The organism is Reichenbachiella sp. (assembly GCF_039944555.1).
GTDB lineage: Bacteria > Bacteroidota > Bacteroidia > Cytophagales > Cyclobacteriaceae > Reichenbachiella.
Genome location: NZ_JBDUYN010000008.1, coordinates 101,825 through 125,733, shown reverse-complemented (window position 1 = coordinate 125,733; position 23,909 = coordinate 101,825). Strand labels below are relative to the sequence as shown.

Genomic DNA, 23,909 nt, shown 5'->3' with positions numbered 1-23,909 from the left:
ATTTATGGCGCTCTGAATATTTTATATCGGAAACATTAAATATTTTGGATTGAATGGGCCGAATCAACATTAAATTTCTTTAAATGGCCAATTGAGGTTACATGGTTTGCAGTTCGAAAAACTTACCTTTGTCCCCAATTAACCCTCAAAATGTAAATGGAGAAAGTGTTTCCTTTTATCAATTCTCTGAAGTCATACACGGGAGTAAAGTTTAGACAGGACCTTGCCGCCGGACTTGTAGTTGGAGTTATGCTAATACCTCAGGGCATGGCTTATGCCATGATTGCAGGCCTCCCGCCTGTATATGGTTTGTACACCGCCATCTTTCCTTCAATCCTTTATACTTTTTTTGGCTCTTCAAGGCATGTATCTGTTGGGCCTGTTGCTATGGACTCTTTGATACTGTTTGCTGGAGTTAGCACAATAGCCAATGTTGGAACTGAACAATATATTATAGTTGTAGTGTCACTTACTTTGGTAGTAGGGGCTATTCAATTGGCTATGGGTTTTCTTCGATTGGGATTTATTGCAAATTTCTTATCTAAGCCAGTAATTCTTGGATTCACCTTTGCCGCGGCTGTAATTATTTCGATTAAACAGATTAAATATCTTCTTAAGATAGATCCTGTATCAGCGACCGGTGTTTTTACTGAATTTGCATTTTATATTTCAAATCTGAATGCTGTTCATGGGTCTACTTTGCTATTGGCATTAAGCGCTTTACTCATTCTAATTGCAGGGAAAAAATGGGTTCCAAAAGCACCAACGAGCCTTCTAGTGGTGATTGCCGGTGTTTTGCTATCATACATTTTTCATTTTGATCAGATTGGGATTGATTTGGTTGGTGCTATGCCAAGTGGATTTCCTGTTTTTGCGATTCCTGAATTCAACGCATTACCCATTAAAGAAATACTACCGTTGGCATTTACTCTAGCCTTAATGGGGTTCGTTGAGATTTATTCAATTGGCCAGCGTCTCCAATCAAAGCACAAGACTGAATATGAAATTGATCCAAATCGCGAATTGATAGGGATAGGTCTGGGAAATGTGGTTGGTTCTTTTTTTAGGTCATTTCCGGCAACGGCAGGATTTAGTCGCTCTGCAGTAAACGAAGGTGCGGGAGCACAGACAGGAGTAGCTGCTTTGATATCTGTTATGATTGTCATAGTCACTTTACTTTTTCTTATGCCTGTTTTTCATTACTTGCCTGAGGCACTACTTGGGGCCATTATTTTTGTGGCTGTATTAGGACTTATCGATTTTCGAATCGCACAAAATCTCTGGAATAACGATAAATATGATTTTGCTATGCTGTTATCCTCTTTTTTAGGGACGCTTGTATTAGGCATCGAATGGGGTATTGGTGTTGGAATATTGCTTTCCTTGCTCGTTCTGGTTTATAAAACATCTACACCACACATGGCGGTTCTGGGTAGAGTGGAAGGAACCATATATTTCAGAAACCTGGACCGTTTTGATTCCGCGATTGATGATGCTAAGGTTAGCATTCTCAGATTTGATGCCAGACTGTTTTTTGCAAATATTGGCTCATTGAAATCTAAAATTGAAGACCTGGTAAAAAGAAAGCCGGCAATGAAGAAATTGATCCTGGATGCGCAAAGTATTAGTGATGTGGATTCCAGTGGGCTCGATGGTCTGGAGGATATTGTTAGAACCTTGAGTGATCGTGAGATCCAATTTCATATGGTCAACATTATAGGGCCGGTAAGAGACAAATTGTTCAAATCTGGTCTGTCGCACAAGATCGGGCTGGAACGTATCCATGATTGCATTGATGATGCTATCATGGATCGTTCAGACAAGAAGAAATTGGCTTATCAGACTAACGCCAAGTAGCTAGGTCTATTCATTAATTTTTTCTATGGTCAATCTGATTTGTTCACGTAATGGGTGTAGGTATTCCGGAAGATACGTCAAACTCATATCCAAAAGCCAGTAGCGTCCGTCTGACAATTGAAGGTAAATTCCACCTCCGTCTGCTGCATCGGGTGCCCCGATTATAATTTCAGTTTCGTCAAACAATCGATCTGGTATTACAAAATCCAGACTTTTCAATTTGTTAAATTTAGATTGATCGAGTTGGATAAATTCGGCGTCATAAACATTGTCGCTATTGGGATAGAAATCATTAGTGTCTTCGAACAACGCATCATTGGTCACTTTGAAAATTTCAATGCACTCTTCTCCTCCACAGAATCCGTAGAAATGACCGAAGATAATGTACTCGCTATTTGAAGAGTCTTGATTTAATTCGCTTGGCACAGGACTTTGACTGCCGCAAGAGGATAAAACGACCGCAGACAAGACAAGGTAAGTTATTATTTTCATCTGTTTGTAATTTGTTTTTTATATGTCATATGGAACCGCTATAACTATAATCAGACACTCATAAGTCTAATTCTTACATACGTTGGTCTCATGACTTGTACATTAAAGGTTTATACCAAGACACAGCGAGTTTAGTTATGGTTGGATCGATGTGATCTTTTAGGCGAACTCGATGATAAGTGCGGTTGTAAGGTGATTTTGTCACATGTTAATAGCAAATTGTACTATTCTAATATGTCTAAAATTCCCATCGAAAATTCCGAGTCATTCATCGATACGATTATCAATAGATAGTGAAAATGTACTGTTTTGAATCAGGAAGCCAGCTAAATACATTTTGAGATTTGAACAAGGCAACCAAAACTATCTTAAATAATGAAACGCTTAATCACTTTTTTATCTCTGAGTCTGATTTTGGCACTGAGCGCGAATGCTCAGTTTTATTCAGGTAAGTTCAGAAGTGAACCTGAGTTAGAGGATTTTGATCATTTTATTGTGATCCAGCATCCTCATCACCACAAATATGGTGGCACGCTAAGCGTTAAGGCATTTGTGAAGTCTGGTGAACTATGGCATAGCAAAGCCAATGTAGTAGATGAGGAGACCGCCAAGAAATTTATTGAGAAGTTTGGTAATGACTTAGATATTCTCTCGGTGTACGAGCTTGATATAGAATTGGACGGAGAGGTTTGGGAGTTTTTTATGCTGGGTTATGAAAATGAGCATAATCAAGCAAGCTTCGTGGTAGTAGAAGAAATTTTTGACAATATATATGACAGTGAGCCTGTCGAGGTAAATACTTTTACCTGGGACTTGATTACTGCAAAGAGATAGCTGATTTTGGAATTTAGTGGATTCGTGCTTCGTGTTTAATCTCAAAATTACATGAGTTGGCAATGAAGCACATCTGATTGGCCTTGTGGTGTAACTGCAAGGCCAATTCCTTTTTGGAGGAATCAGTGATTCTAACTGAGGGGCGTAGGACTACTTCAATAAACTTACCGCTGCCATCATTTTCTTCTGCCATAGTTCCTATAGCCTCATCGTTGTAGTCGGTCACAACAATATCATGCACTGAACAAAGATGAAGATACCAGAGCATGTGACAGCTGCTGATTGAAAAGAGAAAGAGCTCTTCCGGGTTATACTTTGAGGGGTCTCCTCTAAAAGCAGGATCGGACGTGCCGGCAATTACAGGCTTGCCGTCACTATGCAGATCAAAAGACCTGTCATATGATTGATAATCGCTTGTTCCATTCCCCAAGTTGCCGGTCCAAACAAGTTTACTATTATAGTTATGTGTTTTGCTCATGCGGTAATTTATGGTAAGTAAAAAGCCCTGCGAATTTCACAGGGCTTTCTACTAATAAGTTATTGCGGTGTTTTTTCGTCAGGGTATTCCTTTTTGAAGTTTACCCAGAATTCATCAAGTGTGGTTTTCATGTCCTTTCTTAGATATAGCAGGCCAAACAGGTTAGGCAATGTCATGACAGCTATTGTAATAGCAGACAATGTCCAGATTATGGTAGTATCCGTGAAAGCAGCAAAAAAGAATGCTACAACATAAACCATCCTATAATATTTGACGGAACTACTACCTAATAAAAATGTCATAGCTCTGTCTCCATAGTAGGACCATGAGATGGCGGTACTGAAGGCAAATAATAGCAAGCCGATGGACACAATATACTGTCCCCAGTCACCAAAGAAGCCTTTTGTGAAGGCGATAGTAGTTAACGGCGCACTATGCACTAAAGACTTACCTGTGAATGTTACATTCAGATCACTCGGTTTACCATCGGCAATATTGACTAGGCCGTTGAATGGTTGTCCGTCTTTGGTAATGGTCACGTTCTCTGCCAAAGATCTTGCATGGAGAACTGTTACGTCATTTTTTATAAGACCGTTTTGGATGTCGAGATCTCCTGAGAATACGGAAAGTGGTTTTTCTCCAGAGATATGTCCGTAGAGTTGAGCGATGCCATCGTCAGTTGAATCAGAATATCCGCTACCTACTACAATACTCATGTCAGAAACCTGAAAGTCATTTACATGCTTTTGATTCCAAACACCAGAAGATAGAAGTACCAGCCCGGTCACCGTACAGATAACGATGGTGTCTATGAATGGCTCTAATATGGCAACCATGCCCTCCGATACCGGCTCATGGCCTTTTGCTGATGCGTGAGCAATAGGTGCACTACCTTGCCCGGCTTCGTTTGAAAATAAACCTCTATTTACGCCACGATTAAATGCATAAGCGATGGATGCTCCAATAAACCCGCCGGATGCGGCTGAACCAGTGAATAAGTCTGCGAAGATTGAAACTATGGATGGACCAATGTTGTCGAGGTTATATAATATGACTGCAAAGGCGCCGATGAAATATATAATGGCCATTCCAGGCACTAACTTTTCCGTAACGGCCGCGATTCTTTTGATTCCTCCTATGGTAACAAAGGCCAACAAAACTGCCAAAACAGCCCCAGTTACGATGTGGTCAATACCAAATGTTGCATTAAGGGAATTAGAAATACTGTTTACTTGTGGCAAGCTACCTGTACCAAAAGAGGATAGAACTGTAGCTATTGCAAAAGCAACTGCCAGCCATTTCATATTCATTTTGTTTTTCATAAAGTACATTGGGCCACCCGCCATAGTACCATCTGCAGCTTTTTCCCTGTACTTGTGAGAAAGCGTGACTTCCACAAATTTGGTACACATACCTACGGCTGCAGTCATAAGCATCCAAAAAAGTGCCGGAGGACCTCCAATGTGGATAGCAAAGGCGACGCCGGCTATGTTTCCTGTTCCTACTGTACCTGACAATGCCGTAGCAAGGGCTTGAAAATGCGAGGTATCCCCTTCGTCATCTGATTTATCGAATTTGCCCTTTACTATTTTGATAGCAAAACCAAAAAACCTGATTTGAGGAAATTTCAAATAGATGGTAAAAAATAGCCCGGTGCCGAGTAAAGCATAAGGAAACCAAATGGCGCTTCCAATAAAACTATCAATAAGGAGCAAAAAATCGTTGAGTTGCTGCATAAGCCAGGGTTAAATATTTTTATTTAGTTGTAACCGACAAAAATATAAAAACTGACAAGGAATAAAACTGAGCAGGAGTTTATTATGTCAATGGTATGTTCCTATCTGTTCGTGCTTGGAGAATGGGCGAAATAGGGTTAATGTCTTGATTTGTCAATTCATCAATAAAATTGATCCTGCAGTAGTGGTTTTGACCATTCCAGTCCTTTTGATAGAAATTACCGATTTTATGTCCTTTGAAGATTACATGTACCTCATACTAATAGCGTCTGTTTGCCAGGGGCTTATTATGGTTTTCGCGCGCTTGGTTCAATCCGACAAAAAAGCAGATCAATAGGGGCTACATAAAAAGACCTCCTAACTGACGCAATTAGGAGGTTCTCACTAGCTTCACCTGTAACGAATGAGCCGCAAAATCAGTTAAAACCTCACTTTATCTGACAAATGTCAAATGAACAATGTAATGGTGAGGATATACAGAAGGATTGAAAATACTAGTTTTACGATTTTCATACCTCATTAAAATTTGATTAAGTAATAATAGGTATTAACTCAAATCGAGGGAATACCTACTATTAGGTATTTTGTGTCTACTTCTTGCCAGAATATAGAAACCCATCTACCATTCCTTCGCGTATGGCATATTTTGTCAATCCGATAAGTGACTTTGTTTTGAGTTTTTTGGCTATGTTTTTTCGATGTGTATCTACCGTTCTAATGCTAATCTTTAATTCATGGGCAATGTCCAAAGAAGAACGTTCTCTAACAATCAGTTTTAGTATCTCTTTTTCTCGTTGGGATAAATCCATAGCCTGGGTTTGTGTCGAATCCTCCAAATAAAGTCGTATAAGTGGCCAAATTCAATCCGTATTGGTAGGGATATTTAAAGAAATCAGAATCGAAATGACTATCATTTCAAATCGATTTACTTTTACTGAAGTATGGATGCACTTACACATTTAAGAAATAAAGTCAATAGCCTTTCGAAATTGACCGACCAAGAATGGGAAGACTTTTCATCTCGTTGGGATACAAGAGTTATTGAAAAGGGCCAACATATTATACAGGTCGGGCAGACTGAAAAATATTTTTATTTCGTCCACGATGGTGTAATGAGGGCTTACGTGCTCAATAAAGGAGTGGATGTGAGTGTGGGATTTTCTTACAATGGTGATTTTTCTGGTGCATATGACTCTTTTCTGGACCAAAAGCCTACAGACTGGAATATCCAAACTATATCACAGGTCGAACTACTGAGAATAGGTTTTGCAGACCTAATGGAAATGTTTGATCGATATAAGTCATTGGAACGCTGGGGAAGAATATTTAATGCACAGGCACTGATTGGTATGGGCAGGCGACAGGTTGAGGTTAGAAGTTTTTCGGCTGAAGAGCGTTTTGATCGATTATTCAATCAAAGCCCACATATTTTTCAGCTGGTTCCTCAAAAGTACCTTGCTTCCTATGTGGGCATGACACCGGAGACCTTCAGTAGAATGCGAAGGCAAAGAATCGGGAAGGAATAGCTCCATTACCTTTCTTGATATAGATCAATTTTTTGTATTTCGACAATCTCTACTTTTACAAAAAAAAAGGAACTCACAATGGATAAATTAGATCTACTCAACTCGCTCATCAGGGATACCCAACAAGTAAAGGATGAGGCTAAAGCTTTTGAATCACTGAGCAAAGAAGAATTGAATTATAAACCTACTCAAGAACAATGGAGTGTATTAGAGTGCATCGAGCATCTCAATATTGCGGATGCTCATTATATAGGCCAGTTCGATAAAAAATTGGAGGACGCTATTACCAGTGATAACCCAAAGTTCAAGCCAGGTTGGATCGGTAACTATTTTGTCAAAATGATCAAACCGAGGGAAGATGGTACTATTCCATCACCTATGAAAACGATGAGAAAGTTTATTCCTGAGGTCAATGTGCAATATGATACACTAGCTAAATTCATTGAAGATCAGGAAAAGCTCATTGATGCATTGGAAAAAAGTAAAGCATTGGATCTGAACAAGATTAAAATAACATCGGCTATTGGTCCGATTGTTACTTTTAAACTGGGGGACGCTTTTAGGTTTTTGATTGGTCACAATCAGCGCCACATCATCCAGGCTCAGCGTGTGTTGCAACAACTAGAAGTAGTGTCCTAAGCTAAGGTCACTAGCTCGTTTCTGAAGGCAAATTTAATGAGACCAACGATAGTTTTCGAGGCGGTCTTCTTTAAAATATGTTTGCGATGGGTGTCTACAGTACGCCTACTGATAAATAGCTGGTTAGCAATTTCTTCGCTGGAAAACTCCTGAACAATGAGCTGAAGAATTTCCAATTCCCTATCTGTGAGGTGCTTTGTCTCTTCACTGATTCTCCTTTCTTTTTGGACTTTTTCCAGCATGATTGACATTACCTCTTTGCTGTAAAACGTACTGCCTTCTGTGATGCGGTCCAAAGCTATTACTAGTTCTTTTTTTCCTGTATTTTTCAAGATGTAGCCCTCGGCTTCAGACATTAAAATTTCACTAACCGTCTCCCTGTTGTTGTGCATGGACAGTACAAGCACCTTGATTTCGTGGTATTTCTCTTTTACAATCTTCACAAGTTCTGACCCTGGCATTTCAGGCATGCTCAAGTCTGAAATAACAATGTCAATATTATGCGCATCATTTTTTAGTATTTCGAGTGCATCGTTGCCATTGTTGGCTTCATGGCTAATGCCGTATTTGTCCTGTCCGATTAACAATGACTGAATGCCATCAATGAACATCTGATGATCGTCGACTATTAAAATATTGTACTTTTCTTTTTGATCCATTAGATAGCAAGTTTCAAAGAAATTTCAGATCCTTTACCCAATTCCGTCTGAATGTCTAGTTTTCCATTGAGAATTTCCATTCTTGACTCAATATTTCTCCATCCAATACCGCTTGTTTTACTTAACAGATTTTTATCGAAGCCCTTCCCATCGTCTTTTATATAAACTTGAATTTGGTCCTTGCTTTTGATTTTTAGCCAAATATTTTCTGCCTCAGCATATTTCAACGCGTTGTTGAGCACTTCCTGAATGACGCGGTAGAGTGCGATGGCCTCGCTTTCAGGCAGATTGATTTTTTCAGCAGGCATTTCAGCGTGTACCCGAACTTTTCCCGCGTCGTTAATAATGTGAATTTGTTCCTTAATAGCGGCTTCGAGTCCAATTGAAATCAAAGCATTAGGCATCATGTTATGAGAAATGTGTCTTACCTCAGTTACGGCCTGGTCGATCAGTTTGACCGAATTCTCCCATTGTTTTACGACTAGTGACTCGACATGGTCTTCTATGGCTGAAATATTGAGTCTGGCTGTGGATAATAATTGTCCAAGGCCATCGTGCAATTCCTGCGCAATTCGTTTTCGCTCCTTTTCCTCACCTTCGATCAAGGATTTAAAACCAAGTTTCTGGCTATGTGATCTTTCCTCAGCCAAAAGTGCGCGCTGCTGGTGCTGATATCTATTGAATAATAGGAATACACTCAATACAATCAGGCCAATTCCTCCGAGAGAAGCGTAGAATCTATTATTGGCATTTTTGACTTCTGCAATTTTCAGTTGATTCTCAACAGAGAGTAATTCTATTTCTTGTTCCTTTTTCTCTGTTTCATACTGAATGGTTAGCCTTTCTACATTTTTTACATTTTGCTCAGTGGAGAGGCTGTCTTTGATGGCTGTATAATTGATATGTGAGTCGAGTGCCAATTGGTAGTTTCCTTGTTTTCGATAAACCCCAGTTAGTTTTTCATAGCAATATTGAGCGGCATAGGGCTGACTTATTTCATTCTCCTTATCTAGTGCTTTTTGAAAGTATGAAATTGAGGTTCGTAGTTCATTTTTATATTGATAGAGTTCAGCCAAATTAATATAGTTGCCAAGTAGACCTTGTTGATCATTTAGAGCCACTCTGTATTTGAGCGCCTTTTTTAGATTTGACTCCGCTCGATTGTATTCATTATTTAGTAGCTGAATCAGCGCTATGTTCTCCAGACTGTAAGGTATACCCAGGGAGTCATCGAGGTGTTCTTTCAATTCTAGACTAGACCGATAATAGTACAGCGCACTATCCATTTTGTGCTTCATTTCGAAGAGTACGCCGTAATTGTTATAAGTATTAGCAAGACCAATAGTGTCATTGATTTCTTCAAGCATATTTACTCCTAGGCGCATATACTTGAACCCTTTTTCCAGATTAATTCTCTTGTATTGATACCCTAGCTCTGCATATTCACGGCCTGCCAGTGATAATTCGTTCATTGCTTCAAATTGCTTTATACCTTCAATCCGATAATAAAAACTTGAATCAATCTCGCCTTGGTAGTAAAATAGCCTGGCGAGTTCTGTGTTTATCACTGGTAGCAATTTGCTATGTTCAATTGATTTCGCCTTCTTAAGTGCAACTTTTAGCAGTTTCTTACTCAGCGTTATTTCATTTAGGTAAGCTTGTAAATCCAAAGTCCTCAAGGTATCCAGACATGTTTTGGTCTCACAGGTTTCAATGTACTGGGTTAGACTTTCAAGACTTTGCCCGTAGTGTCGGAATGAAGTGAGGAGAAGACAGACGAGTATTACAAGACATCTCAATCTACTCGGATGAGATGGCCTAGTCAATGATGGAGCAAACATGGCCTTGGTACTTTTCAAGTTTGGCAATAATTCGGACTTTGCTGGTTGATCCGTTATTATTTTAAATTAACCAATTGCTCTAAATATTGGTAGTCAATGTGATATTCTTTTTTTAAAGCTGCTATCTTTTCTGACGCTTGCTCATGATCAATTTTGGATGACTTGGATCCTACAAGCATGATGTTTTTTCGTGTGTGCTCGTTGGATACGAACTCGAAAACTTTGGATTGGTATCCGTGTTGTTCAAGAATTAGGGCTCGAATTGTGTCAGTTACCATTTCAAAATGGCGCTCTTGAAAGATGCCATATTTTAATAACGGATTTTCCTGAGATTTACCTTTTACCTGCTGACGTACTTGTTTGTGACAGCAAGGGGCGCAGACTATCAAATGAGCTTTAGCCATTATAGCTTTAGCCAGGGCATCATCTGTCGCCGTATCACAGGCATGAAGGGCAATCAAGATATCAATATCATTGTTGTCATATTCTTCGATTCTCTGGTTAATGAATTGCAATTTTTCAAATCCGCATTTCATGGCTTTCTCATTGCAAAAATCAACCAGCTCCTGCCTCAACTCAATACCAGTAATTCTTACCGAAAGTCCTTTGATGCGCCACAAGAAGTCATACAACGCGAATGTCAGGTAACCTTTGCCCGACCCCATGTCGACCAAATTTAACTCTGGTTTTTGAATGCCTGAGGTAATAAGGTTGTCCATGATCTCCAGGTATTTGTTGATCTGACGGTACTTATCTGCCATCTTGGGAATGAGTTCGCCATCAGAATTGGTAATGCCGAGTTCATGAAGATAGAGAGCGGCCAGTGGGGCTCGCTTATTTTTCTCTTTGTCATGATTAATCGAACTTGTCACCTGAGTTGATTCTGATGCTGTGATCGTTACCTTACCTTTCTTATTTTGAAGAAGTTGATAGGTGATTTGATTGGTAATTAGAGTCGCATTTTTGAATTTTTCAGTAAGTAAGGATTCAATTTCAATCAGACCGTCTGTCCGATCATAGTTTTTGGTTATATCCTTGGTTTTGTATCTGTTATTGAAAGAAAGTTTTTCGTCACCTTTTATCTCGACAAGTCGGATAAATATTTTTTGAAGTCCATTTGATTTATAAACTGGTTTACTCAATGTGAGTTTTACCAATTGTTGTGTTTTCAACGCCTCATTTATCTTTTCTGAAAACTCTCTGATACTATTCATGCTACAAAAGTAACAGGTTCTCCTTTTTTTGCCTTTTTTTGAACGAGCAATCCAGATTCATGACTAAATTATCCGTTATCATTCCAACTTACAATCGCCCCGAACAGTTGAAGGAGGCTGTGAACTCAGTATTGGATCAGAGACTGGAAGATTTAGAAATTATTATTATTGACGATGCTTCAGATCCTGAAAGCCAAAACCAAATTGATGCTATATCCAGCCTTAGTTCTCGGGTTCACTTAAAAAGGAATATGTCCAATTCGGGCGTTCCTACTTGTCGGAATATTGGTCTGGAAAATGCTAAAGGGGATTATATCTTGTTTTTGGACGACGACGACGTACTATTGCCAAATATGTTGAAGCAGTCGATTGAGGTGATCGAAAAAGAAGAAATAGATTTGGTTTCTTGTAGAGTTGAGGTAGTAGGTGCTCATCTACCGGACAATAAGATAAATACTTACAACCATCAGCAAAATGACTCTATTGACCACCTCTATCAAATGGAAGATCGGCCTGCAGAACATATCTTTCTATATCATCCCCAGGTACATTCATTTTTGATCAGATGTGAGGCCATAGGAGGTACGAGGTTTTTGTCTGAATATGACTATGGAGAGGATATGCTCTTTTGGCTGGCACTGGCTCAAAAAGGTTTGAAATTTAAAAAGGTGAATTTCATAGGGAGCAGATATCATCTTCATGAAAGAAGTGCTTCGTTGCAGGCTTCATTTGCTTCTAAAATAAAATTTTATCATTCAGTATACAGGAATTATTCAACGAGTAAGTCAATGAAAAGCCTCTGCTGGCTCAAAATGGCAATGGTGGCATTAAAAAGTGGCGACTATCGGTTCGTAATTTGGTTGCTTAGAAGTTGTCAGGTGAGCCCCAAACTTTTCTTTAGACATGCAAAGCATTATGCCAGGCTTTTTTTTAAAAGTCCTTAGGTCTTTCAAATTTTAAAATGGCCGGGGCTTTGGCTTTTAATCGATAGGCCTGCTGGGCATAGTCTGATACATCCAACCCGTTGTTGTCAATACCTATCCAAATCTCATTTTCAGTAAGAAGCAGTGCCTCTGCCATGCCATATTTTTCAGGTTCGTACAGCTTGCCCTTAGGGTGACTGGCAATATGTCTGTAGTGATACTTGGCAAGTACTTTTTTAGTCTTTGGATTTATCTTGGTGACATAGTTGCCGTTTCGTTCTAATAGGTAGAGGTGTCCTTTATGAAACTTGGCGTCTGAGAAGTCATTGCTTTCAGTTTGCGGAATGTCAAACTGCTCTTTGATAGTCCAGGTCGCCATGTCTACAGCAATGATGAACCTCGGCTGGCGTTCTTTGGTCAAATACATGGTTTTTTTTGTAGCATCTATAGCTAGTCCTTCCCATCCGGCATTTTTCCACGTACCTGGGGCCAATCCATGAGCATCGAAATTGATTGGTATTGGCTGAATTTCTGTAGCTCCAGGAACAAGAAGATTCACCGAACCTGTATATTCATTTGCTAGGTAGAAATTACCATCGGAGAAATCAATGGCTTCCAGATCAAATTTTTCCGTACTGGTAATGGCCCTCTGAGCATCAACAAACCATCCGTCTTGATTAAAAGCAATTGAATAAATATAGGTATTCCATGGTTTGTCTGCCACTACAAAAATGGAATCATCCTTTTGCACAATACCACTGAAGTCGAAATTGAGCGTATCGGTCATGATGAGTTGATGTACCGATTTCAATTTGAGCGAAGGATAGGAGGTATCGCCCTTTTGGGTATCGACCAAATGACAGCTTAGTAAGAGTACCAGGCTTAGAATTAATGTTCTCATGTTATGCTACTGAAGATTTAATTATCTAAACCCTTTCAATCATAGCCCCAATAGCATTCAACCGCTGGTCAATATTTTGGTATCCCCTATCGATTTGCTCCACATTGTGAATCAAACTTTCTCCTTCCGCAGACATGGCTGCTATAAGAAGAGAAACACCAGCTCTAATATCGGGAGAAGTCATCTGAATTCCTCGTAATGGTGTCGATTTATTCAATCCGATCACAGTCGCCCGGTGAGGGTCGCAAAGAATAATTTGTGCACCCATATCGATCAATTTATCGACAAAGAAAAGCCTGCTTTCAAACATTTTCTGATGGACAAGCACGGTGCCTTTTGCTTGAGTAGCAGTAACTAGCACAACACTCAACAGATCTGGAGTAAAACCAGGCCAAATAGCATCAGCCACTGTCATGATAGAACCATCGATGAACGTCTCTATTTCGTAGTGATCCTGAGCCGGTATGTGTATATCATCTCCCTGGAAATCCATTTTTATTCCTAACCTTCTAAAAATATCGGGAATAATACCCAGGTGTTCGATACCGGCATTTTTGATTGTTAGATCAGACTGGGTCATAGCAGCTAGTCCGATAAAACTACCTATTTCGATCATGTCCGGAAGCATGGTGTGTTCTGTACCACCCAATTCTTCAACTCCTTCGATTTTCAAAAGATTAGAGCCAATGCCGCTGATCTTGGCACCCATTCTATTGAGCATTTTACAAAGCTGCTGTATATATGGTTCGCAGGCGGCATTATAAATAGTGGTAGTGCCGCTCGCGAGTGATGCGGCCATCAAAATGTTAGCAGTACCTGTCACCGAGGCTTCATCAAGGAGCATATAAGCGCCTTTTAGATGCGAGGCATCGATGTTATAGTAGTTGGTCTTCTTTTCGTATTTGAATTTAGCTCCCAGCTTCTGAAAGCCGTCGAAATGAGTGTCCAATCTACGTCGGCCTATCTTGTCTCCTCCAGGTTGTGGGATTTTACCTTTTTTGAACCTGGCTAGCATGGGGCCGAGGATCATTATTGATCCCCGCAGTGAGCTGGCCATTTGCTTATACTTCTCAGTTTCAAGAAAATGCGTATCCACATCATCGGCTTGAAACGAGTAGGACTCTTCTCCAAGCTTTGTGACTTTCACACCCATTTCTTCAAGCAGCTCGATTAGCTTATTGACATCCCTGATATTAGGAATCTTATGAATAGTAACTACTTCTTTGGTGAGGAGTATTGCGGATAAGATTTGAAGCGATTCGTTTTTGGCGCCTTGAGGGGTAATTTCGCCTTTCAGAGGATGCCCTCCAACGACCCGGAATGAAGCCATTTATCTTCTTCTTTTGTGATTGCTGTTTCGTTTATTTCTATTTCTATTTCGATCGTTTCTTTCGCTTCGATCTCCGCTGTTATCACGATCACTACGTCTTTCCTTTCGAATAGGTTCAAACAGATTACCTGCTTTCACTTTCTCCATATCTATGTCCAGTTTGTTTTTAGACAGCTTGCGGATATTTAGATAAACAACATCATCTTCAATATTGTCTCTATTGTATGAATAGATAAATGTTTTCATCAGTTTGCCAACATGAATGATGGCTGCTTCCTGCTCTTCGGGATCCTCTAGTGTGATCGCCTTGTCTACCAAAAGCTCGATATTTCTGCCAAAGTGCCTAAAAGTAATCTCATTGGTGAGATAGCTCATTTTTTCAGGCTTTTTTTCCAATATTTCTATACTCGGTGTAGGAAAAGGGCCGTCAATTTCTACAGTGAATTTGGATATAATGTGAAGGTCGTCCCAAAGCTTTTGCTCTACTTCAGGCGTATTCTGCATGGCTGGGTTGATTTGTTTCATCAATTCGACCAAAGTAGCGGCCTTTTTTGATCTTTCTTCCTTGTCTTCTATTGTGGCCAGATGGGCAACCAGGTCTTGTACGTTTCTTCCGTATTCTTTCAGCGTGACGCGCTCTCTAATTGTATTGTATTCTATCATGAGATGTGATTTGCTCTTTTTGCAAGGTTCAAAATTAACCCTTTAATTAATATAATATAGGCATTGGTTTTATTTTTCAATCTATATACGGTCTAATAGTCAATTGAACCACATATTTATCATCTTTCGAAACTCCGGGTCGACATTTAGAGTACTATTCCTATCTATTCCTTAATTAAACGAACTAATGATAAAAAAAATACTCTGGGTAGTAGGAGCAGCTGTGATCATATTTGCGGCAATAGTCATATACCAAATTGCTACTACAAAGAAGCATAGCCCTGCCGCAACTGCTGAATTGAAAACTGAAAATTATAATATCAAGGTAGATTACTGTAGACCCTATAAGAAAGGTCGGGAGATATTTGGAGAATTGTTGCCATACGACACCTATTGGCGTACCGGAGCAAATGAACCTACAATAATTACATTTTCCAACGACTTTACATTTGGGGCTAACATTATCAGGGCCGGGAGCTATAGGATTTACACAATTCCTCGAGAAAGCGAATGGGACGTTGTGCTAAATTCAGAGACAGAAAAATGGGGGTATTGGGAGCCGGATTATACCCTTGACATTGCGAAGGTTACCGTACCCGTACAGAAGGCTGATTCATGTACCGAGCAATTTCTTATCGAGCTGACGTCAAATGATTCTGGAGTCGAGTTAGCCATGGTCTGGGACTTTACAAAAGTGGTGGTTCCGATAAAAATTTAAAATTTACGCCGTTGTTGTGCAACTTTTTGACCTTAGGGTGCATCTTATCTGTATACTCATAATATAATGAGGTCAGAGGAGACGCCTCTGAACCCCAATGGTCAAAAACAGTTAAAAATGAAACAGGTTTCGCATCAGCGAGGCCTGTTTTGTTTTCATCCTCTCTGCGCCAAGATAATATAATAATTATTTAGCTTGTGCACTTAATAAATTTGGACACGCCGGATTTCCCAAACGATATAACAAATACTCATGACAAAGACTGGCTTCTCAATTCTCATTCTTCTGTGCACTATATGTAGCTCTTTTTTTATGATGGGTGACAACCCATCAGGCTATGAAATTGCCAGAGAAATGTTTGGCAGAACAGCAGACATCCAAACGCTCACTTATACGATTACCAAACAAGAGAGAATAAAAGGTAAGATTATTAAGCAGGTTTCCTTTACCAAAATGCAGAAGAGTCCCTATGCCGTCTATTTAAGACAGACCTATCCAAATGACGGTATGGAAGTTCTCTATGTACAAGGATTGAATAACGATAAGGCACTAATCAATCCAAACGGATTTCCCTGGCTCAATCTTAAATTGAACCCTCACGATGGAATCATGAGGAACGACCAGCACCATACTATTTTTCAGTCCGGATTTGATCATGTGGTATCTATTCTTGAATTCCTTTGCATTAAATACAAAGACCGGATCGATGAGATGGTGGTCTATAATGGTGAAGTGATGCAAGACGGCAGAATGAGCCACTCGATTACATTTGTAAATCCCTACTTCGAATTAATTGAATACCAGATTGAAGAAGGAGAGACGATTGAGCATATTGCCGACAAATATAAACTCAGCGCCTACATGATCCTTGAAAAGAATCCTAAAATAAAGAATTACGAAGATGTGATTCCAGGCCAAACAATTCTGATCCCAAATGATTATTCTCCGAAATTGAATCTCATCATTGACGCCACGGAGTTTGTCCCACTAAAAATGGAAGTATTTGATGACAAAGGGTTATACGAATTGTACGAATATTCAAAAGTGGTTGTCAACCCCGAAATAGCCGCTGAGGAATTTTCAGAAGGGTTTAAGTACTATGATTTTTAAAGAGCGATAATTGGCTTTCGCCGAGTGTTTGGATAGCCTAGGCGAATTTTTTTTTTGTTATTCAGTTATAGGTATAGTATTGCTCCATGCCTGACCTCATACTAAAAAAAAAAAATAGAAATCTATGGAAGTCAGGGGGTCAATCCTAAAAGGTATTGTTGATTTTGTAAAAATTAAGCATTCCTCAAATTACGCTAAGTGGGAGAGTCGACTTCCAAGTGAGACCAAGGTTTTGATGGCAAGCTCATCTGTGTCAAGTTGGTGTTCAATCCAGGACGGAATGATACAACCTTCTCTGGTAGTTTGTGAATTAATATTTTCAGACGAAAAAATTGGCGCATGGGAAATGGGCAGATTCGCTGCAGAGCAAGGGCTTACAGGTATTTACAAGGTTTTTGCGATGATCGCGACACCAACGTATATTCTTAAGAAAGCACCACGTATCATGTCCACATTTTACCGCCCCAGCGAGTTGAAGGTGGTTGAAAGCTCAAATCGAAGCGTAAAGATTCGCTGTACTAAACTGCCGGTTAATAACAGTTTGTTAGAATTTAGGATTGCCGGATGGATAGAAAGGGCAGCAGAAATCTGCAATTGTAAAAACGTGAAGGTCGAGATATTGAGTGCCTTGTCCAAGGGCGAGGAAACGTTTGATTTGCACGTTTCGTGGAATTGAAAAGGGAGTCAATCACTTTGAGGATAATTCCAAAGTGATTGACCTAATCTGGTTATTTAAATGCCGGAATACCTGTGATTTCATTTCCCAAGATCAACAAGTGAATGTCATGAGTACCTTCGTACGTTACCACAGATTCTAAATTCATCATGTGTCTCATCATGGGATACTCGCCTGTGATGCCCATGCCTCCGTGAATCTGACGCGCCTCTCGTGCTATATCCAAAGCAGTGGCAACAGCATTGCGCTTAGCCATCGATATCATGGGTGTTGTTGCTTTCCCTTCCTCGAACATTTTGCCAAGTTTCCAATTGAGCAATTGCGCTTTTGTGATTTCAGTTAGCATTTCTGATAGTTTCTTTTGAATCAACTGGAATGAGCCGATCGGCTTGTCGAATTGGATTCTTTCCAATGAATATCTCCTTGCTGAGTCGTAGCAATCCATTGCAGCACCAATGGCACCCCATGCAATGCCGTATCGTGCGGAGTCCAAACACATCATAGGAGCTCCAAGGCCACTCTTGTTGGGTAGCAGATTTTCTTTGGGCACTTTCACATTATCAAAGACCAACTCACCAGTGCAGCTGGCACGAAGTGACCATTTGCCATGGGTTTCCGGCGTGGTAAATCCTTCCATGCCTCTTTCTACTACAAGACCATGAATCCTGCCTTCTTCATTTTTTGCCCATACCACTGCTACATCTGCTTTAGGAGCATTTGAAATCCACATTTTGGCACCGTTGAGCAAATAGTGGTCGCCCATGTCTTTGAAGTTGGTGACCATACCGCTTGGATTGGAACCATGATCAGGTTCTGTTAGGCCAAAGCATCCTAACCACTCACCTGAAGCAAGTTTAGGTAAATACTTTTTTCGTTGTTCTTCAGAACCAAACTTGTAGATCGGGTACATCACCAGGGATCCCTGGACTGATGCCGTAGACCGCATCCCAGAGTCTCCCCTTTCAATCTCTTGCATGATCAAACCGTATGAGATATAGTCCATACCACCGCCGCCATATTCAGTAGGAATGGTAGGACCGAAGGCCCCAATGTCTCCGAATTTCTTGACCATTGGGTACTCGAAGTGGTTTCTTTCAGCCCAATCTTCGATAAATGGGGTTATTTCTTTTTTTACAAAATCGCGTATTGAACCTCGGATCATCCGATGTTCTTCGGTCAATAAATCATCAATTTGGTAAAAGTCAGGAGATTCGAATTCGTCAGAAAAATTAGATTTCATAAGAAGGGCTGTTGTTTAAAATTGTTAACTCATTCATTCTGGGCTCAAAATATTACCGTTTTGGGTAATAATGAAATTTTGCCTGTGCAATCTTAAATAACCTTGCGAACAGGTTAAAATCGTACCATCGGCACTCCTGAAATTTGAAATATGGTCTGGAAAGCCATGTGCATGATTATTTTTTTATGATAATCATCAGATTCAGTATACTTTGTCTAATAATTACTTTTGTTGTTAGTAGGTTATTCAAATTTAGGCGCAAATTTACAATATTAAATGACAACAATACCCTCATGACTAATTCGAACTTTGATACAAAAATACTAGAACAACTACGGCAGCTAGAAGAAAAATATGAAGCCATGGGACAGGATTTATCTTCTTATTTGGATGGATTGCTGCATGCTGATTATCTGACCTATTGGGATTATATTCATTTGGATACTTTGCTAAGTCTACAGAATCCAAAGACTCAATTTCCAGATGAAAAAATATTTATCATTTATCACCAAATCACAGAACTTTATTTCAAATTGATATTGAATGAAATAGAGCAGTTGTCTTTTGAGGATGAGGTAGAACCAGACCGTTTTCTGTTGAGAGTGAACAGGATCAATCGTTACTTATTGCATCTTGTCGACTCTTTCGATGTGATGATAGATGGTATGGATCAGAAACAATTTCTGGACTTTCGCATGTCTCTTCTTCCTGCTAGTGGATTTCAGTCTGCTCAGATACGAATGTTCGAAATCTCATGCACTGACCTGCTCAATCTTGTAGAAGAGAATAAGAGGACAGAAATGGACACTGAAAATGTGCAACAGATGTACGATCACCTTTACTGGAAAAGAGGAGCTACCGAGTTGGCCACAGGCAAGAAAACATTGACTTTGAAGCAGTTTGAAAGTAAGTACGCAGGAGATTTTTTAAAACTATCAGATAAGTACAGAAGCACCAATGTGTGGCAGAAATACAATAGCAATTATAAATCTTCTGATAAGAGTGAGACAATAGTAAAGGCCCTAAGAAAATTGGATCAGCTTTCAAATGTGCAGTGGCGACTTGCACATTATAAATCTGCCGTTAGGTATTTGCAGAGAGATCCAGAAGTAATAGCAGCAACTGGAGGTACAAACTGGCAAAAGTATCTGCCACCAAGATTTCAAAGAGTGATATTCTTTCCTGAATTATGGAGCAAGGAAGAAAAGGACAATTGGGGTAAGAACTGGGTGGAAGAAACCGTTTTTAATAAATAGAACAGAATTAATTGAAGAAATTTCTTGCCATAGGTTTATTGTTGATCAGCACCTCCCTATTGGGACAGGGGGTAGTGTTGCGTACCTATTATGATCAAGAAAAAACAGTTGTAAAGGAGGTATTTGCAGTAGATGATACAATTTCAAATCAACTTAATGGACCATATACGTCCTACTATCTTTCAGGAATAAAAAAGTCGGAGGGCTATTATACTAACAATAAGGCATCGGGTCAATGGACTTATTATTTCGAAAATGGAAGAGTCAGGCAGTCGGGGTCCTTTCTTTATGGTCGTACGGTTGGAATCTGGTCTGATTATTTCGAAAATGGGAAACTGAGATCGGAGGGGATACTGTCTAATGGAAAAAAGGGAGGAGAATGGTCATATTATTATGAGGTAGGTAGCTTGAAAAGTAGGGGACAATATGATGATGAAATCAGGACTGGCACATGGGAATATTATTATGAAGGCGGAGGTATGAAGGCTCAGACGATGTTCAGAAATGGTAGTGGTACGTACAAAGAATATTATGTTTCTGGTCAGTTAAAGACAGAAGGTCTCAATAAATCAGGTAAGAGCGACAGTCTTTGGGTGCATTACTTCGAATCAGGAGAAAAAATGGCCGAAGGCTATTATAAGCAAGGATTAAAAACCGGACCCTGGAAATACTTTTACAAAAATGGAAAATTATCAGCTGAAGGAGGCTATGAAAATGGACAGACATTGGGAAACTGGATTTACTATTATTCCAACGGAGCAAAAAGTGCTGAAGGTCTTCAAAAGAACGGGTCTAAGGATGGTTATTGGAAGATGTTCTATGACAGTGGAGTGATCAAAGGTGTAGGGGAATTCGACGAAGGAACGGGAGAATATAAGGAGTACTACATCAGTGGAAATTTAAAAGTTACGGGCAATTTTAGAGGAGACCTAAATTATGGTCAGTGGACTTATTATGACGAAGAAGGTAATGTAGAAGGGCAGGCTCAATTCGATGAAGACGGCATAGGAAAATACGAAGGTTACTATCTGAATGGGAATGTGAAAATGATGGGGAATTTGTCTCAAGGCCGGAGAGTTGGTGAATGGACCCTTTATAAAAAGAACGGCGAAGTTGCAGGTACCTATCTTCCCGTTTATGGGGAGAATAATCCCGTGTTTATGAAAAGTGAAGCGTTTGTCGAACAAGCGAACAAAGAGGATTATGACAAGCCCGAATATAAATTCAAAAACAGAAAATCTCGCTACTTCACTTCAAGAGTAAATGAGTACAAAGGAGTGATTTTCGGATCAAACCCATTGTACCCGATATTGGGATTTATGCCCTTGGCAGTGGAATACTACCTGCAGGAACGACAGGGGTTTGAATTAATTTATACCTACCATAGAAAGCCATTTTTCGAAAATCATAATCGCATTTCAACTGGAGATTTATATGCTACAGGTTCCAGTGTGGTTTTGAGGCATAAATTTTATAGCAAGGATGAACCAATGGGAATGCTGTACTTTGGACATCTAATTGGCGCTGATTTTATCAAGCATGCTGCGCATATCAGCGAGGGGGGAACTTTAGCCACTCATGAGGTTCGAGCGAAAGAGAATAGATATTACTATGGAGTTTTTGTCGGAGACAGATTGCTGAAAGACCCTGCAAATGCCGGTTTGACAATTGATCTTTACATTGGTGTGGGCATAGGTAAAAGAGACTATGCTCCGCTCTACAGTGGCACTACTTACGATCAATACTTCACGGATGTGAATCAATCCAGTCTGTATATCCCAATCTTCTTTGGAATAAATATTGGCTACCTGGGATTTAAAAAGACTAAGAATCCGATACCTTCGCCACGATAAACCCGCGGCAAATGAATAAAATTCTGAAATATAGGCTCAAGCCAGAAATCGCTTTGGATGAAAAGAACCTGCATTCTTTTGTATCTCCTAAAATAAAGGATGGCGCGAGCTGGAAGTTGCTGAAAAGATCAATAGATGCCAGGGGACGAAAGGTAAGCGTGGATGTGGAAATTGGATTGTTTCAAGACACACAGGACCCTTGGTCAATCACCTATCAAAAACCAGAACGAGACGTCTCTAATGCCAGAAAAGTTCTCATTGTTGGTGCGGGTCCCGCCGGCTTGTTCGCTGCCCTGCGCTGCCTGGAACTTGGAGCTCGGCCCATCTTGTTTGAACGCGGAAAAGATGTTCAGGAACGCCGGAGAGATTTGGCCAGAATTAATAAAGAACATGTTGTAAATCCTGACTCCAATTATTGTTTTGGTGAAGGCGGCGCCGGGACTTATTCTGACGGCAAACTTTATACCCGATCCAAAAAGCGGGGCGACGTTCGTAGAATACTGGAAATGTTGGTGGCACATGGAGCAAGCGAAGATATTCTGATTGATACCCATCCACATATTGGTACCAACAAGTTGCCCAAAGTCATCGCTGATATCCGTGACACCATTGAATCACGAGGAGGACTAATTCATTTTAATAGCCGAGTAGAGGACTTCATTCTAAAAAATGGCGAAATCAAGGGGATAGCACTTGCAAATGGAGAAAAACATGAAGGCGACGGAGTGATTCTTGCGACTGGCCACTCAGCAAGAGATATTTTTGAGCTCTTGGAAAAGAAAAAAATTAAAATCGAGTCGAAACCCTTTGCTCTTGGTGTTCGGGTCGAGCATCCTCAGAAGCTGATTGACAGCATTCAATACCATTGCGACAACCGTGGTGATTATCTCCCCGCTGCTCCCTATGCCCTGACCACTCAAACCCGGTTGAATGATGTGCAGCGAGGGGTATTTTCTTTCTGCATGTGTCCTGGAGGATTTATGGTTCCTTCCGCCACAGCACCGGGCGAAGTGGTGGTAAACGGCATGAGCCCATCGAAAAGAGATTCCAAGTTTGCCAATTCGGGAATAGTTGTGGCCATTGAGAATAGTGACTTGAAGGAGTATCACAAGTACGGAAATTTTAGCGCGTTGACCTTTCAATCTGAAATAGAAAAAAGGGCATGTGAGATTACAGGAGGCCAACAAAAAGCACCTGCACAGCGCCTGACCGATTTTCTTGGCGATCAACTCTCTCAAAACCTACCAGATTGTTCCTACCAGCCAGGACTACAGGCTACCAGGCTCTCCGAGGTCCTACCGGAGCCGATTTATCGTAGGTTGCAATTGGGGTTTAAGGATTTTGGTAAAAAATCGAGAGGGTACGTTACCAGCGAAGCCGTAGTAGTAGGAGTCGAAAGCCGGACTTCTTCACCTGTGCATATTCCAAGAAATAAGGAAACCTGGGAACATATTCAACTCAAAAGGTTGTTTCCTTGTGGAGAAGGCGCTGGATACGCGGGCGGGATCATGTCTGCAGCTATTGATGGAGAAAAATGTGCCGAAAAACTAATTGAGCAATATATTAATGTCTGACGATAAGAATTTAACCGTGGTATTGGGAGCTTCTCCAAATCCATCCAGATATGCCTATTTGGCAGCAGAGCGCCTGCAAAACCATGATAAACCTTTCAAATTGGTTAGTATCAAGAAAGGAGAATTGTTCGGAGAGTCTTTTTTGGATTTGAGAGACAGGCCTGCTATTGAAAATGTACATACAGTTACTTTATACATAGGGGCTCCTCGCCTTACCGAATGGCTCGATTATATCTTGAGTCTCACTCCCGTTAGAATCATTTTCAATCCCGGAACAGAAAATATGGCGTTGGCCAAAGCCGCTGAATCACAGGGTATTGAGGTTGTTTTTGGTTGTACTTTGGTCATGCTTGGCACCGGACAGTACTAACAATTATTAGATTTTGGAG

Annotated in this window: 23 protein-coding genes; 12 read left to right on the top strand and 11 right to left on the bottom strand. The window is 40.2% G+C overall.

What is annotated here, in order from left to right; genetic code table 11:
* Positions 1-156 precede the first annotated feature (156 nt).
* Positions 157-1,857 carry a sulfate permease gene (sulP, locus tag ABJD64_RS14375; RefSeq protein WP_348182695.1) on the top strand — a complete coding sequence of 567 codons (1,701 nt, stop codon included), beginning with the start codon at positions 157-159 and terminating at the stop codon, positions 1,855-1,857.
* A gap of 6 nt (positions 1,858-1,863) precedes the next feature.
* Here the strand turns inward: sulP and ABJD64_RS14370 are convergent, their stop codons facing one another.
* Positions 1,864-2,349, bottom strand: coding sequence for a hypothetical protein (locus tag ABJD64_RS14370; RefSeq protein ID WP_348182692.1), 486 nt, complete (start codon positions 2,347-2,349; stop codon positions 1,864-1,866).
* Between the two features lie 375 nt (positions 2,350-2,724).
* On the opposite strand from ABJD64_RS14370, the gene ABJD64_RS14365 reads away from it, so the two are divergent.
* Positions 2,725-3,183, top strand: a complete 459-nt coding sequence (locus ABJD64_RS14365) for a hypothetical protein (RefSeq protein WP_348182688.1) — start codon at positions 2,725-2,727, stop codon at positions 3,181-3,183.
* Positions 3,184-3,196: 13 nt separating this feature from the next.
* Here ABJD64_RS14365 and ABJD64_RS14360 read toward each other — a convergent pair whose 3' ends face one another.
* From ABJD64_RS14360 to ABJD64_RS14350, 3 genes are all read right to left on the bottom strand, one after another.
* Positions 3,197-3,661, bottom strand: a complete 465-nt coding sequence (locus ABJD64_RS14360; RefSeq protein ID WP_348182683.1) for an OsmC family protein — start codon at positions 3,659-3,661, stop codon at positions 3,197-3,199.
* Positions 3,662-3,720: 59 nt separating this feature from the next.
* Positions 3,721-5,397: an amino acid carrier protein gene (locus ABJD64_RS14355; protein ID WP_348182678.1), complete on the bottom strand. Its 1,677-nt coding sequence runs from the start codon at positions 5,395-5,397 to the stop codon at positions 3,721-3,723.
* A 590-nt stretch (positions 5,398-5,987) separates the two neighbouring features.
* Positions 5,988-6,206 (bottom strand): LuxR C-terminal-related transcriptional regulator, encoded by a 219-nt coding sequence (locus tag ABJD64_RS14350; RefSeq protein ID WP_348182674.1) that lies wholly within the window; start codon positions 6,204-6,206, stop codon positions 5,988-5,990.
* A gap of 132 nt (positions 6,207-6,338) precedes the next feature.
* Between ABJD64_RS14350 and ABJD64_RS14345 the strand changes: the two genes are divergently transcribed.
* Together ABJD64_RS14345 and ABJD64_RS14340 are read left to right on the top strand one after the other, a co-directional pair.
* The gene (locus ABJD64_RS14345) at positions 6,339-6,923 is read left to right on the top strand and encodes a Crp/Fnr family transcriptional regulator (RefSeq protein ID WP_348182671.1); all 585 of its coding nucleotides are present in this window, start codon (positions 6,339-6,341) and stop codon (positions 6,921-6,923) included.
* Between the two features lie 78 nt (positions 6,924-7,001).
* A complete protein-coding gene (locus ABJD64_RS14340; RefSeq protein ID WP_348182668.1) occupies positions 7,002-7,562 on the top strand; it encodes a DinB family protein in 561 nt (186 codons plus the stop codon).
* On the opposite strand, the gene ABJD64_RS14335 is transcribed toward ABJD64_RS14340, so the two are convergent.
* From ABJD64_RS14335 to ABJD64_RS14325, 3 genes are read right to left on the bottom strand one after another with little or no spacing between them, the layout of a single operon-like run.
* Positions 7,559-8,221, bottom strand: coding sequence for a response regulator transcription factor (locus ABJD64_RS14335; protein ID WP_348182666.1), 663 nt, complete (start codon positions 8,219-8,221; stop codon positions 7,559-7,561). The two genes, ABJD64_RS14340 and ABJD64_RS14335, sit on opposite strands and share 4 nt — an antisense overlap.
* Complete coding sequence (locus ABJD64_RS14330; RefSeq protein ID WP_348182664.1) at positions 8,221-10,080, bottom strand: sensor histidine kinase; 1,860 nt, start codon at positions 10,078-10,080, stop codon at positions 8,221-8,223. Before ABJD64_RS14330 ends, ABJD64_RS14335 begins: the two co-directional genes overlap by 1 nt.
* A 38-nt stretch (positions 10,081-10,118) precedes the next feature.
* Positions 10,119-11,276, bottom strand: a complete 1,158-nt coding sequence (locus ABJD64_RS14325) for an SAM-dependent methyltransferase (protein ID WP_348182662.1) — start codon at positions 11,274-11,276, stop codon at positions 10,119-10,121.
* Positions 11,277-11,335: 59 nt separating this feature from the next.
* Here ABJD64_RS14325 and ABJD64_RS14320 point away from each other — a divergent pair, with 59 nt between their 5' ends.
* Positions 11,336-12,220 carry a glycosyltransferase family 2 protein gene (locus tag ABJD64_RS14320; protein WP_348182660.1) on the top strand — a complete coding sequence of 295 codons (885 nt, stop codon included), beginning with the start codon at positions 11,336-11,338 and terminating at the stop codon, positions 12,218-12,220.
* Here the strand turns inward: ABJD64_RS14320 and ABJD64_RS14315 are convergent.
* From ABJD64_RS14315 to ABJD64_RS14305, 3 genes are read right to left on the bottom strand one after another with little or no spacing between them, the layout of a single operon-like run.
* Positions 12,207-13,100, bottom strand: coding sequence for an SdiA-regulated domain-containing protein (locus ABJD64_RS14315; protein ID WP_348182658.1), 894 nt, complete (start codon positions 13,098-13,100; stop codon positions 12,207-12,209). The two genes, ABJD64_RS14320 and ABJD64_RS14315, sit on opposite strands and share 14 nt — an antisense overlap.
* 25 nt (positions 13,101-13,125) lie before the next feature.
* Positions 13,126-14,430 carry a UDP-N-acetylglucosamine 1-carboxyvinyltransferase gene (gene murA / locus ABJD64_RS14310; protein WP_348182656.1) on the bottom strand — a complete coding sequence of 435 codons (1,305 nt, stop codon included), beginning with the start codon at positions 14,428-14,430 and terminating at the stop codon, positions 13,126-13,128.
* Positions 14,431-15,093, bottom strand: a complete 663-nt coding sequence (locus tag ABJD64_RS14305; RefSeq protein WP_348182654.1) for a DUF4290 domain-containing protein — start codon at positions 15,091-15,093, stop codon at positions 14,431-14,433.
* Positions 15,094-15,280: 187 nt separating this feature from the next.
* Here ABJD64_RS14305 and ABJD64_RS14300 point away from each other — a divergent pair, with 187 nt between their 5' ends.
* From ABJD64_RS14300 to ABJD64_RS14290, 3 genes are all read left to right on the top strand, one after another.
* Positions 15,281-15,811, top strand: a complete 531-nt coding sequence (locus tag ABJD64_RS14300; protein WP_348182652.1) for a DUF2911 domain-containing protein — start codon at positions 15,281-15,283, stop codon at positions 15,809-15,811.
* A gap of 252 nt (positions 15,812-16,063) precedes the next feature.
* Positions 16,064-16,921 carry a DUF1571 domain-containing protein gene (locus ABJD64_RS14295; protein WP_348182650.1) on the top strand — a complete coding sequence of 286 codons (858 nt, stop codon included), beginning with the start codon at positions 16,064-16,066 and terminating at the stop codon, positions 16,919-16,921.
* A gap of 280 nt (positions 16,922-17,201) precedes the next feature.
* Positions 17,202-17,597 carry a hypothetical protein gene (locus ABJD64_RS14290; protein ID WP_348182648.1) on the top strand — a complete coding sequence of 132 codons (396 nt, stop codon included), beginning with the start codon at positions 17,202-17,204 and terminating at the stop codon, positions 17,595-17,597.
* Between the two features lie 52 nt (positions 17,598-17,649).
* Here ABJD64_RS14290 and ABJD64_RS14285 read toward each other — a convergent pair whose 3' ends face one another.
* Complete coding sequence (locus ABJD64_RS14285; protein WP_348182646.1) at positions 17,650-18,837, bottom strand: acyl-CoA dehydrogenase family protein; 1,188 nt, start codon at positions 18,835-18,837, stop codon at positions 17,650-17,652.
* Positions 18,838-19,130: 293 nt separating this feature from the next.
* Here ABJD64_RS14285 and ABJD64_RS14280 point away from each other — a divergent pair, with 293 nt between their 5' ends.
* From ABJD64_RS14280 to ABJD64_RS14265, 4 genes are read left to right on the top strand one after another with little or no spacing between them, the layout of a single operon-like run.
* A complete protein-coding gene (locus tag ABJD64_RS14280; protein WP_348182644.1) occupies positions 19,131-20,093 on the top strand; it encodes a tryptophan 2,3-dioxygenase family protein in 963 nt (320 codons plus the stop codon).
* Positions 20,094-20,104: 11 nt separating this feature from the next.
* On the top strand, positions 20,105-21,946 hold the full coding sequence (locus tag ABJD64_RS14275) for a hypothetical protein (RefSeq protein WP_348182642.1): 1,842 nt from the start codon (positions 20,105-20,107) through the stop codon (positions 21,944-21,946).
* A gap of 11 nt (positions 21,947-21,957) precedes the next feature.
* Positions 21,958-23,520, top strand: coding sequence for an FAD-dependent protein (locus ABJD64_RS14270; protein ID WP_348182640.1), 1,563 nt, complete (start codon positions 21,958-21,960; stop codon positions 23,518-23,520).
* Positions 23,513-23,890, top strand: coding sequence for a CoA-binding protein (locus ABJD64_RS14265; protein WP_348182639.1), 378 nt, complete (start codon positions 23,513-23,515; stop codon positions 23,888-23,890). Before ABJD64_RS14270 ends, ABJD64_RS14265 begins: the two co-directional genes overlap by 8 nt.
* Positions 23,891-23,909 lie beyond the last annotated feature (19 nt).

Coding starts and splice junctions, on each gene's coding strand:
- ABJD64_RS14360 (WP_348182683.1), bottom strand. CDS start 3,661: ATGAGCAAAACACATAACTATAATAGTAAACTTGTTTGGACCGGCAAC.
- murA (WP_348182656.1), bottom strand. CDS start 14,430: ATGGCTTCATTCCGGGTCGTTGGAGGGCATCCTCTGAAAGGCGAAATT.
- ABJD64_RS14350 (WP_348182674.1), bottom strand. CDS start 6,206: ATGGATTTATCCCAACGAGAAAAAGAGATACTAAAACTGATTGTTAGA.
- ABJD64_RS14345 (WP_348182671.1), top strand. CDS start 6,339: ATGGATGCACTTACACATTTAAGAAATAAAGTCAATAGCCTTTCGAAA.
- ABJD64_RS14305 (WP_348182654.1), bottom strand. CDS start 15,093: ATGATAGAATACAATACAATTAGAGAGCGCGTCACGCTGAAAGAATAC.
- ABJD64_RS14265 (WP_348182639.1), top strand. CDS start 23,513: ATGTCTGACGATAAGAATTTAACCGTGGTATTGGGAGCTTCTCCAAAT.
- ABJD64_RS14280 (WP_348182644.1), top strand. CDS start 19,131: ATGACTAATTCGAACTTTGATACAAAAATACTAGAACAACTACGGCAG.
- ABJD64_RS14320 (WP_348182660.1), top strand. CDS start 11,336: ATGACTAAATTATCCGTTATCATTCCAACTTACAATCGCCCCGAACAG.
- ABJD64_RS14290 (WP_348182648.1), top strand. CDS start 17,202: ATGATACAACCTTCTCTGGTAGTTTGTGAATTAATATTTTCAGACGAA.
- ABJD64_RS14295 (WP_348182650.1), top strand. CDS start 16,064: ATGACAAAGACTGGCTTCTCAATTCTCATTCTTCTGTGCACTATATGT.
- ABJD64_RS14325 (WP_348182662.1), bottom strand. CDS start 11,276: ATGAATAGTATCAGAGAGTTTTCAGAAAAGATAAATGAGGCGTTGAAA.
- ABJD64_RS14270 (WP_348182640.1), top strand. CDS start 21,958: ATGAATAAAATTCTGAAATATAGGCTCAAGCCAGAAATCGCTTTGGAT.
- ABJD64_RS14335 (WP_348182666.1), bottom strand. CDS start 8,221: ATGGATCAAAAAGAAAAGTACAATATTTTAATAGTCGACGATCATCAG.
- ABJD64_RS14300 (WP_348182652.1), top strand. CDS start 15,281: ATGATAAAAAAAATACTCTGGGTAGTAGGAGCAGCTGTGATCATATTT.
- sulP (WP_348182695.1), top strand. CDS start 157: ATGGAGAAAGTGTTTCCTTTTATCAATTCTCTGAAGTCATACACGGGA.
- ABJD64_RS14355 (WP_348182678.1), bottom strand. CDS start 5,397: ATGCAGCAACTCAACGATTTTTTGCTCCTTATTGATAGTTTTATTGGA.
- ABJD64_RS14315 (WP_348182658.1), bottom strand. CDS start 13,100: ATGAGAACATTAATTCTAAGCCTGGTACTCTTACTAAGCTGTCATTTG.
- ABJD64_RS14365 (WP_348182688.1), top strand. CDS start 2,725: ATGAAACGCTTAATCACTTTTTTATCTCTGAGTCTGATTTTGGCACTG.
- ABJD64_RS14340 (WP_348182668.1), top strand. CDS start 7,002: ATGGATAAATTAGATCTACTCAACTCGCTCATCAGGGATACCCAACAA.
- ABJD64_RS14370 (WP_348182692.1), bottom strand. CDS start 2,349: ATGAAAATAATAACTTACCTTGTCTTGTCTGCGGTCGTTTTATCCTCT.
- ABJD64_RS14285 (WP_348182646.1), bottom strand. CDS start 18,837: ATGAAATCTAATTTTTCTGACGAATTCGAATCTCCTGACTTTTACCAA.